General features: G+C 36.1%; 11 protein-coding genes. 3 read left to right on the top strand and 8 right to left on the bottom strand.

Annotated features, from left to right (window positions below; all coding sequences use genetic code 11):
- Nucleotides 1–4: 4 nt before the first annotated feature.
- From HMPREF2660_RS08315 to HMPREF2660_RS08305, 3 genes are read left to right on the top strand one after another with little or no spacing between them, the layout of a single operon-like run.
- Nucleotides 5–1,333 (top strand): TolC family protein, encoded by a 1,329-nt coding sequence (locus tag HMPREF2660_RS08315; protein WP_013598878.1) that lies wholly within the window; start codon nt 5–7, stop codon nt 1,331–1,333.
- Nucleotides 1,334–1,340: 7 nt separating this feature from the next.
- A complete protein-coding gene (locus HMPREF2660_RS08310; RefSeq protein WP_041942151.1) occupies nt 1,341–2,402 on the top strand; it encodes an efflux RND transporter periplasmic adaptor subunit in 1,062 nt (353 codons plus the stop codon).
- Between the two features lie 4 nt (nt 2,403–2,406).
- Nucleotides 2,407–5,562, top strand: a complete 3,156-nt coding sequence (locus HMPREF2660_RS08305; RefSeq protein WP_070486664.1) for an efflux RND transporter permease subunit — start codon at nt 2,407–2,409, stop codon at nt 5,560–5,562.
- A gap of 215 nt (nt 5,563–5,777) precedes the next feature.
- Here HMPREF2660_RS08305 and HMPREF2660_RS08300 read toward each other — a convergent pair whose 3' ends face one another.
- The 8 genes from HMPREF2660_RS08300 to HMPREF2660_RS08265 all read right to left on the bottom strand — a co-directional run bounded on the left by HMPREF2660_RS08300 (nt 5,778) and on the right by HMPREF2660_RS08265 (nt 17,440).
- Nucleotides 5,778–7,943, bottom strand: a complete 2,166-nt coding sequence (locus HMPREF2660_RS08300; protein WP_013598881.1) for a polyribonucleotide nucleotidyltransferase — start codon at nt 7,941–7,943, stop codon at nt 5,778–5,780.
- Nucleotides 7,944–8,104: 161 nt separating this feature from the next.
- Nucleotides 8,105–8,374 carry a 30S ribosomal protein S15 gene (rpsO, locus tag HMPREF2660_RS08295; protein ID WP_013598882.1) on the bottom strand — a complete coding sequence of 90 codons (270 nt, stop codon included), beginning with the start codon at nt 8,372–8,374 and terminating at the stop codon, nt 8,105–8,107.
- A 320-nt stretch (nt 8,375–8,694) separates the two neighbouring features.
- Nucleotides 8,695–10,572, bottom strand: coding sequence for an ABC-F family ATP-binding cassette domain-containing protein (locus HMPREF2660_RS08290; RefSeq protein ID WP_013598883.1), 1,878 nt, complete (start codon nt 10,570–10,572; stop codon nt 8,695–8,697).
- 15 nt (nt 10,573–10,587) lie between these two features.
- Nucleotides 10,588–11,781, bottom strand: coding sequence for an ABC transporter permease (locus tag HMPREF2660_RS08285; RefSeq protein WP_070486663.1), 1,194 nt, complete (start codon nt 11,779–11,781; stop codon nt 10,588–10,590).
- A 4-nt stretch (nt 11,782–11,785) separates the two neighbouring features.
- Nucleotides 11,786–12,775 carry an HlyD family secretion protein gene (locus HMPREF2660_RS08280; RefSeq protein WP_070486661.1) on the bottom strand — a complete coding sequence of 330 codons (990 nt, stop codon included), beginning with the start codon at nt 12,773–12,775 and terminating at the stop codon, nt 11,786–11,788.
- Nucleotides 12,776–12,780: 5 nt separating this feature from the next.
- Nucleotides 12,781–14,157, bottom strand: a complete 1,377-nt coding sequence (locus HMPREF2660_RS08275; protein ID WP_070486659.1) for a TolC family protein — start codon at nt 14,155–14,157, stop codon at nt 12,781–12,783.
- Between the two features lie 83 nt (nt 14,158–14,240).
- Nucleotides 14,241–14,915: a hypothetical protein gene (locus tag HMPREF2660_RS08270; RefSeq protein WP_070486657.1), complete on the bottom strand. Its 675-nt coding sequence runs from the start codon at nt 14,913–14,915 to the stop codon at nt 14,241–14,243.
- Nucleotides 14,916–15,289: 374 nt separating this feature from the next.
- The gene (locus tag HMPREF2660_RS08265) at nt 15,290–17,440 is read right to left on the bottom strand and encodes an FUSC family protein (RefSeq protein WP_070486656.1); all 2,151 of its coding nucleotides are present in this window, start codon (nt 17,438–17,440) and stop codon (nt 15,290–15,292) included.
- Nucleotides 17,441–17,477: the final 37 nt, after the last annotated feature.

Below are 17,477 nucleotides of genomic sequence, written 5' to 3'. Positions count from 1 at the left end.
AAAGATGCAACAAATCAAATCAACAATAGTAAGTGTATTTTTCTTGTTTTTTGGACATGTCCAAGCACAAGAACCCGTTTCTTTAGAAGAAGCAATTACGTATGCTCTAGAAAATAAAGCCGATGCAAAACGAGCAGATTTGGCCATAAAAAAAGCCGATTTCAAAATAGATGAAGCACGGGCAGGAGCTTTACCACAAATCAAAGCGAATGCTGGTTTGCAATATAATCCGTTGATACAAGAAACTTCGTTGAGTATGAATGGGCAAACAATGGTGATAAAAATTGGTCAAACCTGGAATGCGAATACTGGGATTAATGTCTATCAAACCATCTTTGATCAACGCGTTTTTACTGGGTTGAAAGCTGCAAAATCTACTCGAGAATTCTATCAGATCAATGCAGATCTTACCGATGAGCAAGTCATAGAACGAGTGGCTACTGCGTATTATCAGGTATTTGTACAAGAAGAAAAACTAAAAACTATTGATATTAGTTACGAGAATACCAACCGTGTTCGTGAAATTATCAAAAGTTTGGTAGAGAATGGATTGGCAAGACCAATCGATCTCGATCGAATAATGGTACAGTTGAACAATATTTCTTCGGCAAAACAACAATTGATCAATGCTGTAGAAATTAGTAAAAATGCACTGAAGTTTTATATGGGATATCCTATCGATCAAACAATAGTTTTAGAAGAACAAGCGATAGAGACCAATCCGCTCTTGGTAAGCGAAGAAGCAATTGTAGAAAACAGAACCGAATATCAATTACTGAGTAAACAAAAAGAATTGTTGGGCTTTGCCAAAGAAGCCGAACGAGCAAATTTGTATCCTACGGTAGGTTTATCAGCAAACTATGGTTACCAAGGTTTTGGTGATAAGTTTATGTTTTCTAAAGAATTTATGTGGTCGGATATGGCAACATTGGGTATCAATGTTTCGATTCCGATATTTACAGGAGGATCTACAAAAGCAAAAATTCAACAAGCAGAAGTGGATTTACTCGATATCGAAGAGCAAATCAACGAAACTAAATTAGCTCTCAGTCTAGAATATCACAATGCAAAAGCACAGATAGAAAACGCAATACAAAGCGTTGAGATCCAAAAAGAAAATGTTGCTTTGGCCGAAAAGGTTCTGAGCAATACGCAAGCCAATTATCAGCAAGGTTTAGCATCTCTTACAGAAATTATCGATGCCGAAAATGCATTGACCGATGCAAGAAATAATCATTCGAACGCATTGCTAGAGTATAAAATTGCCGAAGTGGCACTTATCAAATCAAAAGGAGAATTACACTCTCTAATTTCATCATCAAACTTAAAGTAATCATACCGTGAAAAAAATTATAACTCTTCTCATCGTGGTAGCCTTATTAGCTGGAGGCGCATATATTATTTACCACAATAAACAAAGTAAACAAAAAGAAATCGCTTTGGTAACCGAAAAAATCGATCAGATAAATGTAAATGTAACCTCGGTAAAATGGACCAATCTGGTAGATGACTATCGATCGAATGGAAATTTCGAGCCAATACAAGAACTATCTTTCCCTTCGGAAATTGCTGGTCGTGTAACGCGGGTTTTGGTCGATGAAGGGAGCTACGTGAAAGTCGGGCAAACCTTAGCAATCATCAAAAAAGATCAGATAGAGGTTGATCTTACGCAAGCTCAGAATAATTTGCAAAATGCGATAATAGATAATCAACGGTACGAGAATGCTTATAAAACTGGTGGTGTAACTAAACAACAACTGGATCATTCGCGTTTACAGTTGAAAAATGCACAAGCAGCAGTAAAATCATTAGGTTTACGAATTTCTGATACCAATGTTCGCGCAACGATATCGGGAATTGTCAATAAAAAATACATAGAACCAGGCTCGGTTGTAGGGCCAGGAACACCGATGTTTGATCTGGTGAATGTTTCTCGATTAAAACTCAAAGTTATGGTCGATGAAAGCCAAGTTGCTAAACTAAAAGTCGGGCAAACAATTCCGATTAATGTAAGCGTATATCCTGATAAATCGTACGTAGGAAAAGTGAAATTTATAGCACCAAAAGCAAATGGAGCATTAAATTTCCCTGTTGATATCGAAGTAAATAATGACGGAAGTCTAAAGGCAGGAATGTACGGAACGGCAATTTTTTCTGACTCAGAAAATCCGCTCGATGCAAAACCAATGTTAACCATCCCGATGCAAGCTTTTGTAAACGGAGTAAGCTCTAATCAGGTCTATATAGTTGAAAATGGAACAGCAAAATTGATCAATGTAGTTTCTGGTAGAATAATCGGAGATCAGGTAGAAATAATTAGCGGTCTGAAAGAAAATCAACAAGTTATCACCAGTGGGCAGATTAATTTGGTAGAAGGAGCCAAAATAAAAATCATAAACTAATGATATGAAAATAGCAGAACTATCTATAAAAAGACCATCACTCGTTATCGTACTTTTCACCTTGTTAACCTTAGGTGGAATTTTGAGTTATAACATGATGGGGTACGAATTGATTCCGAAATTTGATGTCAATGTCATAACCATTTCTACGGTTTATCCAGGAGCATCACCAAACGAGGTAGAAAATTCGGTTACTAGAAAAGTAGAAGACGCCATTGGTTCATTAGAGAACATCAAAAAACTAGAGTCGATGTCGTATGAAAGTCTTTCGGTGGTAATGATTCAGCTGAATGATGGCGCTGATACCGATTATGCACTCAATGATGCACAACGGAAAGTAAATGCCATTTTAGCAGATTTACCCGAGGATATAGACCCGCCGTCGCTTAATAAATTTTCGTTAGACGATTTGCCAATTATTACCATGAGTGGAATGGCCAATCTCAACGATACCCAACTCTACGATTTGTTGGACAAAAAAGTAGAGCCGATTCTTTCTCGGGTAAATGGAGTGGCAGAAGTTACGTTGGTCGGAGGGCAAGAAAGAGAAATCCAAGTTCGGTTAGATGCTAAAAAACTAGAAGGTTATGGCGTGTCTGTTCCTCAAGTACAACAAGCCATATTGTCTTCGAATCTAGACTTCCCGACCGGAAAGGTGAAAACAGATAAATTGACCTCTACGATTCGTTTATCGGGTAAATATCAATCAGTGAACGAATTAAGTAATTTGGTTATTGCATCGAGCAATGGAATTCAGATTAGGTTATCCGATATTGCAACTGTTTACGATGCTCAAAAAGAAATAGAAAAAGTCGCTCGTTTTAATCAACATCCTACCATTTTCTTACAGGTAAAAAAACAATCAGATGCCAATGCGGTAGAGGTATCAGAATTGGTACGTAAGCAGATGTACGAAATTATGGAAGAATACAAAAACGAAGGTCTACAGCTAAACATTGTAAACGATACATCAACCTTTACCTTAGAAGCAGCCAATAGTGTTTTGTTCGATTTAGGAATGGCGATTTTTCTTGTTGCAGTGGTAATGCTACTTTTCTTGCACAGCCTTCGCAATGCATTTATTGTCATGGTAGCGATTCCTGTTTCGTTGATTTCATCTTTCATCGGTATGGAACTTTTGGGCTACACACTCAACCTGATGACCTTGCTAGGGTTGTCGCTTGTGGTAGGTATTTTGGTAGACGATGCAATTGTTGTGCTCGAGAATATATACCGACACATGGAGATGGGAAAATCCCGAATTCGCGCCGCCTATGATGGGTCAAAAGAAATTGGGTTTACTGTAACCGCCATTACACTAGTTATCGTGGTAGTATTCTTACCAATTGCTTTGAGTTCTGGCTTGGCAGCTAAAATTTTAGCTCAATTTTGTCTTACCGTTGTTATAGCCACATTGTTTTCGTTGCTTTCTTCCTTTACTATAATTCCTTGGTTATCATCTCGATTCGGTAAATTAACAAAGTTAACAGGAAAAAATATATTCGAAAAATTTATACTTTGGTTCGAACATCAATTGGACGCCTTTACTCATTGGATTTCTGATTTATTACGTTGGTGTTTACAATCAAGATCTCACAAGATATTGACAGTAGCCATTGCTATTGTCTTATTTTTCTCCTCATTTTTGTTGGTAATATTTGGTTTCATCGGGAGCGAATTTATGCCAAAAACCGATCGCGGCCAATTCTTGATACAAATAGAGCTACCTAAAGATCAATCCTTAGAGCAGACCAACCAAAAAGTAATCGAAGTTGAGCGTTATATCCAAAATAAAAAAGAAATTGTGGATATGATTACAACCGTCGGGCAAATGTCTACAGGGTTTGGAGCATCGCAAGCGACAGCATATCAGGCAGAAATCCAGATTATCCTAACCGATAAATCAGAACGATCAGAAAGTACAGATGTTTTTGCTGCAAAAATGAAAAGAGAATTACAAGAAAATTTTGTAGGTGTAGAATTCAAATCAATTCCGGTCGGCATAATGGGGGCACAAAATGCACCATTAGAATTGGTGGTAACAGGAAATGATATAGAGCAAGTATATAAACAAGCAGATAAATTGAAAACGATGTTGCAAAAAATTCCAGGTGCAATCGATGTAAAATTATCTTCAGAAGACGGAAGTCCCGAGATCAATGTTCAGGTAGATCGCGATAAAATGGCTGCTTTAGGACTGAATCTTGCTACGGTTGGACAGACCATGCAGACAGCTTTTTCAGGTAATAGAGATGGCAAATTTCGAGATGGTGAGTACGAATATGATATCAATATCCAATTTAATGATTTCGATCGACGAACCATAGACGATGTACGAAACATGACTTTTACCAATCCACAAGGACATAACATTCGATTAACCCAATTTGCCAATGTTGAGATGAGTTCTGGTCCAAGTTTCTTAGAGCGTCGAGACAAAGCACCTTCTGTAAAAGTACAAGCACAAGTTGTAGGAAGACCGGTTGGTGATGTTGCTGCTCAATGGCAAACACAGTTTGATGCAGAAAAGAAACCTGTTGGTATGAAATATATTTGGTCTGGCGATATGGAAAACCAAGAGGAAGGTTTCGGTACTATGTTGATTGCATTAGCTGCTTCGGTAATTTTGGTTTATTTATTAATGGTTACGCTTTACGATAGTTTTGTTCATCCGTTTGTGGTTCTATTTTCTGTTCCGCTTTCTTTGATAGGGGCTTTGTTGATCTTGGCCATGACAGGAAATTCTTTGAATATTTTTACCATTCTAGGAATCATTATGCTAATCGGATTGGTAGCGAAAAATGCTATTCTTTTAGTAGACTTTACAAACAGTAGGATTGCAGAAGGAGAAACTACCTACCAAGCATTAATAGACGCCAATCATGCAAGATTACGTCCCATTATGATGACTACCATTGCAATGGTTTTTGGTATGTTGCCGATTGCCTTGGCAAAAGGTGCTGCAGCCGAAATGAATAACGGTCTTGCATGGGTAATTATTGGTGGTTTGATATCTTCTTTGTTTCTGACCCTTGTTGTGGTTCCGGTAGTTTATTCTCTTTTTGATAGCGTAATGAACAGAATTTTCAAAGGCAAGAAAATAGATTATGAAGCTGAAATGAAGTCAGACTATACACCCATAGAGTCAGAAAAGTACTGATTTTTTTTAAGGTAATAAAAAAACGTCTTGTTTATAGCAAGACGTTTTTTATTTTTTGGATTTAACATTATTCATTGTATCGAGCAGTTATAAAAATATTATTCAGACTTCGGAGTATAGAAAAATTCTATCATTACATTTTGCTTGAGAAGTATACTAAAAAAAAACCTCTCTAAAAAAAGAGAGGTTTCACTATGTTTTGTTTATGTTATCGATTATTCGTTAGGAGATTGATGATCATTTCTTTTCGGTTTTTCTGTACGTTCAGGCTTTGGTAATAAAGCTTTACGAGATAATTTCATTTTCTTTTTATCATCATATCCTAAAAATTTCACCTGAATTTTATCGTTTATTCCTAATGCGTCTTCTACTTTTTCTAGACGTTTATGCTCGATTTCCGAAATATGAACTAAGCCTTCAATACCCTTAGAAATCTCAACGAAAGCACCAAATGGTTTAATCGATTTTACAACTGCATCGTATGTTGCACCAACTTCTGGTACGAAAGCAATTTGCTTGATACGTGCAATAACTTGGTCAATTTTTTCTTGGTTTACTCCATTGATTTCTACACGTCCAAAGTTTTCTTCTTCTGTAAGAACAATTACAGTATCTGTTTCTTTTTGCAATTCTTGGATGATTTTACCTCCAGGACCTATGACGGCACCAATGAATTCTTTCGGAATTTCCATTAAAGCAATCTTCGGGGCATTTGGTTTTAGGTTCGGACGTGGAGTAGCTAACGTTTCAGTCAACTTATCAAGGATATGCAAACGTCCTTCGCGAGCTTGCTCCAAGGCTTTTTCCATGATTTCCATCGATAAACCTTGGACTTTAATATCCATCTGGCATGCAGTGATTCCGTCTTTTGTCCCGGTTACTTTAAAGTCCATATCACCCAAATGATCTTCATCTCCTAAAATATCAGAAAGAACAGTCCATTTTCCAGATTTGGTATCGGTGATTAATCCCATTGCAATCCCCGATACCGGTTTTTTGATAGGGATTCCCGCATCCATCAATGCTAAAGTTCCTGCACAAACTGTAGCCATAGAAGATGAACCGTTTGATTCTAAAACTTCAGAAACCAAACGAATTACATAAGGATTATCTTCTGGAATCATCTTGGTTAATGCACGTTGGGCTAAATTTCCGTGACCTATCTCTCGACGAGATGTTCCGCGTAATGGACGTGCTTCACCGGTTGAGAAAGGAGGGAAGTTGTAGTGTAAAAAGAAGCGTTCTTCATGGTTTAGAACAACACCGTCTACTAAATTGGCATCACGCGACGATCCTAAGGTGAGGGCTGCTAATGCTTGAGTTTCTCCTCTGGTGAAAACAGAAGAACCATGGGCACCTGGTAAGATGTCAACCTCTGTCCAGATTGGACGGATGGTTTTTGGATCACGACCGTCTAAACGGATTCCTTCTTCTAGGATTAATTGTCTTACAGCTTCTTTCTGTACATCGTGGAAGTATGTCTTAACAAATGGTGTAACACGGGCCAACTCTTCTTCATCCTCCTCATATTGAGCTAAAAATTCTTCAACAATTGCTTCGAATTTGTCGTTTCTTTCATGTTTATCAGAAGGATGTTTTGCGATATCATAGTATTTTTGATAGCCAAAATTCCATACTTTTTCACGGATTTCTTCATCGTGATTTTCGTGAGAATATTCTCTTTTAGGAAAAGATTTTCCTACTTTTTCGGCTAATCTTTCTTGGGCTTCGATTTGTTTTTTGATTTCTTCGTGAGCGAATTGGATGGCATCTAGCATTTCTCTTTCAGAAATTTCTTCCATTTCACCTTCTACCATTACAACAGATTCTTTAGAAGCTCCAACCATGATATCGATATCGGCTTGTTCTAATTGTTCTCTAGATGGGTTAATCATCAACTCTCCGTTGAGACGGATCACTCGAGCTTCTGAGATCAACGTGAAAGGTATATCTGTAATGGCAATTGCTGCAGATGCAGCTAAACCAGCCAAAGCTTCTGGCATTACTTTTTCGTCGTATGAGATAAGCGAAATCATGACTTGTACCTCTGCGTGGAAATCTTCAGGGAACATTGGTCGTAATACGCGGTCTACTAAACGCATAGTGAGTACCTCATCATCCGATGGTTTTGCTTCTCTACGAAAAAAGTTTCCTGGGATTCGGCCACCGGCATAGAATTTTTCTCGGTAATCAACGGTAAGTGGTAGAAAATCTACTCCTTCATTGGCCTCTTTATTGGCTACCACTGTTGCTAATAACATGGTGTCGCCCATGCGAACAATGACAGACCCGTCAGCTTGTTTTGCGTATTTACCGGTTTCGATTGAGATTTCTCTTCCGTCTTGAAGAGTGATTGTCTCGGTGATTGCTTTTGGAATCATTCGTTTGTTAAAAATTTTTAATTCGTCTAATTGTTAAGACCGTGTGCCTTAACATAAAAAAATATATGGTTATAAATGTATTACTTTCTTTTGTAATATTGTTCTTGTAAAAAGAAAAAAGGCAATTAAAAAATTGCCTTTTCTTGTTTTTGGATAGATTATTATTTACGAATTCCTAATTCGGCAATAATATTACGGTAACGTTCAATTTCCGTTTTCTTCAAATAATCCAATAAAGCTTTACGTTTTCCTACTAATTTCACCAAAGATCTCTCTGTATTGTAATCTTTATGATTTTTTTTCAAGTGTTGAGTCAGGTGGTTAATTCTGTACGTGAATAATGCAATCTGACCTTCTGGTGATCCGGTGTCTTGAGCAGATTTTCCATGTTTTGCGAAAATTTCGCTTTTTACTTCTTTTGTTAGATACATTCCAATATTATTTAAATGATTATTATGTATTGAGGTGCAAAAGTATGATTATTTTTTGGATAATTAATAAAAAAATGTAATTTATTTTTCTTCTGTAATATGGCTTAATGTTCTTATCTAGAATTGTTTTGGCTTAGTAAACTGTCTCGATGGATGTTTACTGAGTAGGTAATTATATGAAAATAATTTTGTTAAAAATTTTTATGCCATTTACGTAGAAAAGCAAAGCCAAGAATAGTAATTTTTGTAAATCGACTAGGGTGTTACTATAAAATATTTTGCACTATAATTTTTTCATATGATACCTGTACAGTAATTCATTAGTTTAGCTCTAGCCAACGCATTTCTTTTTCGTCGATTTCTTGGATGATTTTTTCTAATTCATTACTGATTCTAGTTATTTCTTCATAGGTTAAATCTGGAGTAGATAGTTGATTGGCGAGCTTTTCTTTCTGTTCTTCTAAAAAAGGTAGACTTGCATTGATCTCTTCTAGTTCGCGTTGTTCTTTATAGGATAATTTACGTGGCTTGTCTGTAGCAATCTTTTCTTCGGTTTTGGGTTTGCTTTCTTTTGTCTCTTTCTCCACCGTTTGAGCGCTAAGTTTTGCTCTGTTTTCGATAAAATATTCGGTATAATTACCCATATAACGACTAATTTTTCCTTCTCCCTCGAAAATCATTAGTTCATCTACTACTTTATCCATGAAATAGCGGTCGTGAGAAACCACTAACAAACTACCTTGGAAATCGTGTAAGAAATTTTCTAAAACTGTTAAGGTTGGTAAATCTAGGTCGTTAGTTGGCTCATCTAAGATTAAAAAATTCGGATTAGGGTAGAGAATTGCCAATAATTGTAAACGTTTTTTTTCTCCACCGCTAAGTTTGCCAATTTGTGTATGTTGTTGTTCGGGTGAGAAAAGAAACATTTCTAAGAATTGTTCGGCTCTCATTTGTTTTCCGTTGGCAAGCGGGAAGAAATCTGCAATGTCTTTTATAAATTCGATAACGCGCTGCTCGGGATCAAAATCGATTCCGTCTTGCTTAAAGTGGCCAATTTTTAAGGTTTCTCCTCGTTCGATACTTCCAGTGTCTATAGCTTCAGTTCCCTCGAGTATTTTGATAAAGGTAGTTTTCCCGACACCGTTTTTTCCTACCAATCCTATTTTGCTACCACGAGCAAAAATATAGGAGAAATTATCGAGTATTTTTTTATCTCCGAAAGCTTTCGAAACTTTTTCCATTTCTACGATTTTCTGTCCTAATCGTGTCATTACCATTTCTAGTTTCAGTTCTTGGCTCACGATTTTTTGTTTTGCTATCGATTCGGTATCATAGAAAGAATCTATTCTACTTTTCGATTTGGAGGTTCGGGCTTTTGGTTGTCTTCTCATCCACTCTAGCTCTTTGCGGTACAGATTTTTAGCTTTATCGATATTCGCATTAAGATTTTCTATTCGGTGAGCTTTGTTTTGGATATAGGTTTCGTAATTCCCTTGGTGTACATAGATGGTTTTATTTTCTAACTCGAGAATTCTGGTGCAGACGGCATCTAGAAAATAACGATCGTGTGTAACCAAAATAAGGGTTTTGTTTTCTTTATTCAAGAAATATTCTAACCATTCTACCATCTCGATATCGAGATGGTTGGTTGGTTCATCTAAAATTAATAAAATATAACCGCTCTCGAAACTAAGGTCGATAAGAAATTTAGCTAATGAAATTCTTTTTCTTTGTCCACCAGATAGTTGACCTATTTTTTGGTCTAAAAAATCTATTTTTAGTTTGGATAGGATTTCTTTCACTTTTGGCTCTACCGACCAGGCGTCCATCAAGTCCATTTTCTCTAAAAGGGTAATCAGTTCTGGGCTAGATGGGTTGTTTTGGATAAGGCGTTCGTAGTCATGAACCAAATCCAACACTTCATTCGAGTGATTGAAGATATAATCTTCGGCTAATAAATCTTCCTGAAAATCATCCGACTGTTCGAACATTAAGATTTTCACATCTTTAGCAACCTTTACTTCTCCGGAATCGGGCGTGTCTTTGCCCGCCAAAATTCTCAATAGAGTAGATTTTCCACTTCCGTTCTTTGCTACAAAAGCTATCTGATCTCCTTGGTTAACATGAAAATTTACATTCTGAAATAAAGTACGAATGCCATATGATTTGGTGAGATTTTCTACCGATAAATAATTCATGTATTTTTAGTTAGATTATTCTTTGATGATGTTTTCTTCTGTTGCTTGGATTTTTCTAGATTTCTTTACTTTCTGAATTTTAATGGTTAGGATGAGCAAAGATAATACAAAACATATTCCTCCGATGATGGATAAATTTAGGATATGAGGATGAATTAGATTGATATCTCCTTTATTGATGAACAGAATCCTGAAAATCTTTAGATAATGGGTGAGTGGTATTGTATCGGCAATCGCTTGAATCCAACCCGGCATTTGGCTCATAGGCCAGGTGAAACCACTGAGAATGAAGCTTGGTGTGGCTACCACCATCAAAACCTCTGTGGCTTTTAATTGGCTTGGTAATAGGATACTGACTAAAATTCCCATGAAACAAACGGATAGAATAAAGACAACCGAACTCCAAAAAAATGGCCAAAAACTTGTATCTAATTTCATATCATACCACAGTCCATACCAATAGTAAAGGATGAAAATAAAAACCGACATAAAAACATATGGGAAGGTTTTAACAAAAATTAGCGTCAATGGATTGGATGATTGCTGTACAAGTTCTGGAAAAGTACCACGTTCGAATTCAGCCGCAAAGGTGAGTGCTAAGCCTAAAAGTAATACCTGTTGCAAAACAGTCAGCAAAACCCCTGGCAACATGAAGTAGAGATAATTACCGCTTCGGATATTTTGTTTAATCATTGTTGATTTGAAAGGCTCGTAGCTTTGGATTGCCTGATATTCGGGCACTCCTTGTTTACGCATGGTTTCTATAGTGATACCAGCTTTCATGGTAGAAAGCACCGTGGTTACAGCAATGGCTGCAGTATTCGAGGTCAAGGTATTAGATCCATCGACAAAATATACAATTTCGGGAAGTTTTTTTTGTTGTAAATCAGCCTGGAAATTTCTGGGTATCATTACTACTACATCCGATCCTATTTCGAGTGCTCTATTTTTTGTATTGAAAGCAGAAGGAAGGACTTCGACAACTTTCACCGATTCGTTTTCATTTAGCATTTCGATAATTCGATGGCTTGTCGTTGTATTGTCTTCATCTACAACAATGATTGGTAAATCGGTAACATTACCTTTTTTATACACATTTCCAATCAAAATCCCATACATTATAGGTGCTCCTAAAAAAAGAATCGGCAGAACAGGGTCTGTGAAAAAAAGTTTGAATTCTCGAAGGATTAAACGAAAAATAGTTTTCATAAGTTTATTGATCGTTCAAATTCAACAATACATTAGTTTTGCTAAGAATTTGCATCGCTTGTGCAGGATTAACAGGAACGACTTTTATCTCGTATAGCGTTTGTTGCTGATCGAAGTCTGGGTAAGCTGTCGATATATTTGCATATGCACTGAGGGCTTTTATTGACACAATTTTTGATTTTATTTTTAGGTTGTTTTTATATGGAATTGTTACAACAACAATTTGATTTTTTGATAATTGTCCTATTTTGTTTTCAGGAATCGTAAATCGGAAATAGGTTGTATAATCTAATATTCCATTCGCTATTGAATAACCAGGCAAAGCCAATTCCCCTATTTTCAGGTTGATCGTTTCTATGGTAAGATCTTGCGGCGCTCTGATATATTTCTCTTGTTCAGCAACATCTACTTCTTGCAAAGCTCCTAAAGCTCTCTCTTTTTGTCCTAGGGCCATTTGCTGCTGCTCTATACGTGCTCCATTGATGGCATCGGCCAATTCTGCTTGTGCTGCCAAGTATTGGTTTTTTGCACCTTGATATTTTGCATACACTTCGTCATAAGTTTGTTGAGAAATAAGGCTATCACGAAGCATATTGTACATCCTTTGATTCGATTTTTGGGCAAAGTCGTGTTGTTCTTTCAAACCTGCAACTTTAGCACGCAATTGTTTTATCTGATTATCAGTTGCACCTTTTTTGGCCATCTCATATTGTGCTTGTGCCGAACTTACAGCCCCTTCGGCTTGGCTTTTTTTGGCGTCTACTTCTGGGATTTCTAAGATGAAAAGTAAATCACCTTTTTTGTAGCTCACGCCTTCTTCGGCTAAAATTTTTTCTACTTTTCCCGGAACTTTTGTTACGACCGAAATCTGGTCTCGCTCGGTTTTTCCTTGGAATAGATTATACTCTTCTTTGGCTTTTTTATGGTCTGATTTGCATGCTGAAGAAAATAATAATCCACTGATAAATAAGGGGGTAAGTATTCTGTATTTCATGCTAGTTAGTCTAAAATTTGATGTAATAATTGTCCTGCTGTTTGTAATAAATCGTAGGTATATTGACGTTGATCGACCAATTGTGTATAATAACTTAGATTTGCTTTATAAAAGTCATTTTCGGCTGCCAAACGTTCCGTTACATCAATCAAACCTACCTGAAATTTTTTTGATGCAATTTCTAAATTCTGATTGGCAATGACTTGTTGTTGTTCTTTTACCTTTAGTTTTTCTACTGAGGTTTCGTAATCTACTTTATTTTTTTTGAGTAAAAGCTTTAATTTTTCTTCGGCATCTTTGTATTTGTTTTCTTGCAATAGAAGATCGATTGTTGCTTGTTGTACTTTGTTTTTGTGTTGATTTCCGTCCAAAATATCCCATTTTGCACCTATACCAATCATAATGTTAGGAAACAAAGAAAAATGATTCAACTTTAGCGTCAAATCTCCAGAAGAAGTAATGTCTTTTAGCACCGTTTTATTCCCAAACAGCGAGGTGTAATTAACGCCAGCAAAGGCAAAAACTTGTGGTAGTTTGCCACCTTTTTCTTTTTCTATCAAAAACTCCACTGCATTTTTGGAGTGCTGTAGAGCGCTGAGTTCTTTTTTTTGTGATAAATCGTATTCTTGATGAAAAATAGACAGTTCTTGCAAGGGGTATTCTATTGTATGCAATTCGTCTATGGTAAGATGTGTTAACATTTCGAGCTTATCATACAGTAGTCGTTTAGAACCATTGAGTTCGACTTTTTTAGACTCTAACTCTAACATAGCAAGTTTTATTTTTTCTCGGTCATAGGGTATAGCCAGTCCGTTTTGTATGGCTCGTTGAACTTTTAGTCGTTCTTTGTCTAATCGTTCCTGAGAGTTTTCAATAAGTTTATCTACTTGTTCTAGCAGCATTAGCTGATCAAAGGTAGACAATACTTCTTTGGCAATTTCTTCTTTGCTAGATTCGGCTAAATCTTTTAGTGCCAGACTTTTAGCTTCTAAAGCTTTGATGCCATTGGTTACTTGTAAACCCGAAAAAATAACTTGCGATCCCATAACGCCAATGTGTGCAAGACCGCTGGAGGTATTGAAGCGTTTGTCTTTGTCGAAAAGATCAGTATTAATGATGTTCAAATGACGAGTAGGAGCGTCTACGATACCTGAAGCATTGAGATAAGCAGCCCCACCCAAAGCATTAACGTGTGGAGATAGTATACCTTTAGTTTCGAGAATTTGAAAATCGTTTTTTTGCACCTCGAGCTGTTTGTTTTTCAGTTCGTAATTGTTTTCTATTGCGGCAATCACAGGTTTTTTTAGTTGTGAATTGATTAATTCTTGTGCTTGCAATCCGACAGAAAGCAAAAGTGGCAAAAGATATAGTTTATAGGTCATACACATGGTACTTAAGAAGTATAAATTATACAATCATCGACACGAGCAAAAACCAAACCGAATTCTTTAGTGTTGCTGTTTTGCTACGGATTACTGATATTATTCAGGGTTTGGTCTAGCGAATTGTTGATTGCTCTTTTGATTTTTTCTTTTTCTGTAAGAGAAGAATCAGAAGTGTCTAAGTACTGTGTTCCACTGAGAGTTTCTTTGTATTTTTCTTTGAGGGTTTTTCCATCCAAAACTTTTACGTCGATATAGGTTTGTCCTCCTTTGGCCGAATTGTTGTTTTTTTCTGTAGGATTGTTTGTCTGTGCAATACCAGATGTCACGTCAATAATCAACAAATCATCGACAGCATATTTTTCAGAAATATTGTTGAGGTCTGTTTCATGATCATCTTGAATGAATAGGTATGATTTTTTATGTTGATCGAGAAAAGATGAAACTACTGATTTTATTTTTTCTTTCTGAGAATATTCTTGACTAAATTCTTGTAATGTTTTTTGATGTTCTTTGGCCGCGGTTGAGGTTTTTTCTTCGAACTGATGCGTTTGGGTCTTAAAAACTCCCAAAGGATTGATGTTTAAAATGACTCCTAATTTCCCATGACTTTCACTAAAGATATCTTCGTCTAATGAATCGAATTTATGCATTACCGCTTCCATTTCTCTTGCATTAGCAGTTGTTTGTAACTCTTTTTTACAATTTGTAAATAGCAGTATAAATAAAGTAAGTGTGATAATATTTTGAGTTTTCATAGACTAGTTTTTCTTATAAAAATACTGAATATTTGAATACAATTATCAATTATATTCTATCTTTTCATTAAATCTGTGTTTTATTTTGTTGATTTTTATGTAATTAGATGTAGTTTAATGGTTATGGCTTTCGGATTTCGAGTTTTTTACTGTTTTAGTTTAATTGTTCGCGATGGTATTGCAAGCTGCCTAAGAGTTTATTCTTTTATGGTCGCTAGGGTAAATCTTGCGGCAATCGAATTGCCTGGCGTCTGTCTAAAATATTTTTATCTAAAATGCTAATCGTGGTGAAATTATCTTTGGTAATTAGGAGGATGGAAAAGAAAGGTTTCACTTTTTTTTATAGAGGTAAATCAAAATTATTATCACCTATTTTATTTCGCCGCTAAAATTCGTTTGGTTATACGATGATAATCATTACTAATATCGTACATATTCTCGATAAGATCATTCACCGCTTGCGATTCTTGATCTGTTTTCATTTCTTCTACCAGCGGAATGTTTATTTCTATCTGAGAATATTTTAGTTGGTTGTTGTATGGCTCGAACAGGCGAATTGTTTGCAAGATTTGAGCCAATGTTTTGCGGATAATTTTTATTTGGTCTTCAGTCAACTCATAACCATGATTTTGTTTTAGAATAGATTTGATACCGGTTGCATACGATGTAAACATGTGGTTGAGTATGGTAAACTGGTTGAGGTCTTTTACGATTACTTGTTTACCTTTTGGCTCAGAAATCATCCTCTGGAAAGTGGACGTAATTTCGGCCATTCTAATGAAAACTTCTTTTCTTGCCAATTTATAATCCGTTTCGTTGACTTCATTTTTTAGTAAGCGCGCATAGATATAGTATAAAAAATTGTAATTGGCAATCAAATTACTGCGGATATTCTGATGCAAATTGGCACTTTCCCAATTTGGTAAAATTACATAGCTCGATAGGAATGCTAAAAATCCTCCGATAAAAGTATCCATCAAACGCTCTTGAATAATTAGAATCGAATTCAAACCCGAAATCAAACTAAAAGACAACATAAGATAGGAGGTCAAGAACATGGTACCAATTACGTATTTATGACGAATAAATGTGTAGTTGAGTAGCATTAAAACAATCATTAATATATAGAGTATCAGTTCGTTATCGATTAAAATTATAATCAATACTCCGATTATTCCTCCTAAAATTGTACCTTCTATTCGCTGAAAGTTTCGTTTTTTTGTTACGCTGAAACCTGGTTTCATGATCACAATAATCGTCATAATCAACCAATAAGTATGAGTAGAAGTAGGTAAAGTAAAAGTAATTAAATAGCCAATTAACACCACTACTGTTAGGCGAAGTGCATGCCGCATATGCGTAGATTTCAACGTAATATTGTCGAGTAATTTTCGTAAACGAAAATCTTGATTCGGACGAAATTGCTCGTAATGATCCAAGGGATTTTTTTTGTTTTCATTGAACTCTGTCGAACGCGTGAATCGATAAATATACTTCACTTTAGAAACTACATTTTTTAGGTTGACATAAATTCTCGAAAAAACATAAATATTGTGTCCTGCTTTTTGTAGTTCATCGATTTCGTTGCTAAGTTTCTCTAGTTCTTTATCCAGGTTGATGCGTTCTTTCGGTAATTTATTGGCATTGATACAATAAGCAATATAGTCTAATTCGTTGGCGATTCTATTGAGTGCTTTGTAGATAATCTTCATGATCTTTTGATCATGATAGTCTTTGCGCATTTTCACCATATCGTAGTGCGAGCTGCTCACAATCTCGAAAAGATCGTTCATGTCAGAAAAAATAAATACAATAGAACGACCAATCGAGGTGGTATCTTTCACCAATTTTTTGTCGGCATATATCAATTCTCTCACCAAGTTTTGCTTATCATTTACATCGACTTGCTTTTGGAGTAATAGGTTTATTTTTTCGTCTAAATCACTATCAACATCATAAAAAGATGCTTTTATTCTCACATAATCAGCAACTTGTAGCATGCATTCTGATAGCATTTGTTGCGCCATTCTGTATGGTCTGAATTTTGAAATCAGTAAGCTAACCGTGGTGTACCAAAGGGCTCCAGAGGTAATTATCAATGCATATTCAATCGGGTTAAAGCCTAAATCACGAAATGTATTCATGTTGAGCACCATTGCCATCATTGCAGCTTGCCCCACAGAACTTGCTCTTTGTCCGAAAACCGCCAACATACTCATCAAAAAACACACTAGACACAAAGCAATCCCCATCATGATCGGCAACATATTGAGGCTTTTGGTTACCGCAGTTATGAAAAAAATAAGCAAACAAGTAATGAAGAGTGTATTTCTTCTTTCTCTAAAAGTTCCTGGGATGTCGGGTATATGCACAAGAATTACCCCCAAACTCATAGAAACACCCAAATACAGCAGCCCAAAATAACTACATACCATAGGCGGTATGAGAATGCAGAATGAAGTTTTTACTCCGTCGGATAATGCTTCACTATACAGAAAGTTTTGGAGTTTGTTTTGGAGTTTCAATGGTTTTTATTTGTTGCAAAATTAGCAAAGAGTTCTA

The sequence above is a fragment of the Weeksella sp. HMSC059D05 genome (genome assembly GCF_001809725.1).
GTDB lineage: Bacteria > Bacteroidota > Bacteroidia > Flavobacteriales > Weeksellaceae > Weeksella > Weeksella virosa.
Note: the sequence above shows the minus strand (reverse complement) of the source record. Positions and strands in the feature narration are given on the sequence as shown.